The sequence below is a fragment of the Lyngbya sp. CCY1209 genome, assembly GCF_055795065.1.
Genome location: NZ_JAYFER010000001.1, coordinates 1 through 1,799, shown reverse-complemented (window position 1 = coordinate 1,799; position 1,799 = coordinate 1). Strand labels below are relative to the sequence as shown.

Annotated in this window: 2 protein-coding genes; both read left to right on the top strand. The window is 56.4% G+C overall.

Annotated elements, in window-relative coordinates; all coding sequences use genetic code 11:
• Window positions 1-251 precede the first annotated feature (251 nt).
• Window positions 252-947, top strand: a complete 696-nt coding sequence (gene nblR / locus AC0QHF_RS00010) for a response regulator transcription factor NblR (RefSeq protein ID WP_324702149.1) — start codon at window positions 252-254, stop codon at window positions 945-947.
• A gap of 65 nt (window positions 948-1,012) precedes the next feature.
• Entirely contained in the window at window positions 1,013-1,567 is a 555-nt protein-coding gene (locus AC0QHF_RS00005; protein ID WP_375341381.1) for a DUF192 domain-containing protein, read from the top strand.
• Window positions 1,568-1,799: the final 232 nt, after the last annotated feature.

Genomic DNA, 1,799 nt, shown 5'->3' with positions numbered 1-1,799 from the left:
ACATTGACTATGCCTTTAAGAGTTCAGTTTTGGACGGCTTAAGAATCCCCGCGTCTTTAGACCGGGGAGAAGTCAACGCCAAAGATAATCTCCCGCTATAGCAGAACCGGAAAAGGTGTATTCTTCTCCGTCGCTCCGAAATCCGGCCTCCGAAGTGGGGCGGGCCGCCGATCCGACGTGCTCAAACGAAACTGAGAGTTCAAAGCCGAAAGCGGGCTGCTATATTTTTATAATGAGTGTAAGCGCGAGATATGAGTGCGATCGCCCTAGATTCCCATCCCTCGATCCTGATCGTCGAAGCCGACGAGCTGCTGGCCCAAAATGTCAGCTTGGACTTGCAGGAGTCCGGCTACTACCCCGTCATCGCCCCCACGGCCGCGATCGGCCTGCACCGAGCCACGGAACTGCAGCCGGCCCTGATCGTGGTCGATCGCCTGTTGGGCGGGGAGTCGGGGCTGTCCCTGTGCCGCCAAATCCGAGATCTCGGCCACCGGACGCCGCTGCTCGTGTTCATGGCCCGGGATACGGTGGACGACCGGGTGGCTTGCCTGGAATCCGGGGCGGACGACTATTTTCTCAAACCCTACCGCTCGGAAAGCTTCCTGCAGTTGGTGCGTCTGTACCTGCAACCCGATCGCACCAGCGACGACGTGCTCCGATTCGGCGATTTGATGTTAGACTTGGCGACGAGGCGGGCAGTCCGCAACAACCGGGCGATCGACCTGACCATGAAGGAATTCGAGTTGCTCAAATATCTGATGGAACACCCCCGGGAGGTACTGACCCGGGAGCAAATTCTCGAAAACGTCTGGGGATACGACTTTTTGGGCGAATCCAACGTGATCGAAGTTTACATCCGGTATTTGCGCCTCAAGATCGAAGAGGAAGGGGAGAAACGGTTGATCCAGACCGTCCGGGGTGTAGGATATGTGCTGCGAGATGCCTAGATGTATGAGGAGGCGACCGGAGGCAGGGGGGCACAGGAAGCAGAGGAAGTCAGTTGATATCCGAAATGAAATCGACATTTCACCATCGATCACCCGCTCTTCCATATTGCCAAATTGGGTTGAGTTGTTTGATAACGGGTTTGCTGTTGGCCAGTTGCGGCCAACCGCTCAAGTCTGCCCCCCCGGAACGGGGCGAATCCACCCCCATCGCAGCATCCGAAAATCGAGGACAGATGCTCCCCATCACGGCCCGGGCCACGATCGCCGGCGAGACGATCCAATTGGAAGTGGCGGAAACTCCCGAACAGCAGGCGATGGGCCTGATGTACCGCACCTCCCTCCCGGACGATCGCGGGATGTTGTTTCCCTTCGATTCCCCCCAAATCGCCCGGTTTTGGATGAAAAACTGCAAAATTCCCCTGGACATGATTTTCCTGCGGGATGGGATCGTGCAGTACATCGAGGTCAACGCTCCCCCCTGCACGGCCGACCCCTGCCCCAGTTACGGCCCCGATGTCCCCGTCGATAGCGTCATCGAGTTGCGGGGGGGTCGATCGCTCGCATTGGGCCTGCAGGTGGGCGATCGCATCCCGATCCAATTCCTGGGCGATCGGCCCTGAGAAATAATGGGTTTCAGGATCTTTACAAAAGTTCATTGAATTTGTTAAAAAATTAATGTTAAGCTTCTAGCCAAATGCAAATTTATTTGCTATGCTATGCTTTCTGGCAAGCGCTTTTGTTGGCTTTTCAGTCAACTTCCGGTGCTACCATTATTGGGTCAGCACCCCCGGCTGAAGCACGGGGGCTTCGTGCCCTCCCCTTCAGGTAGCTGACCAGCTATCGCCTTAACTG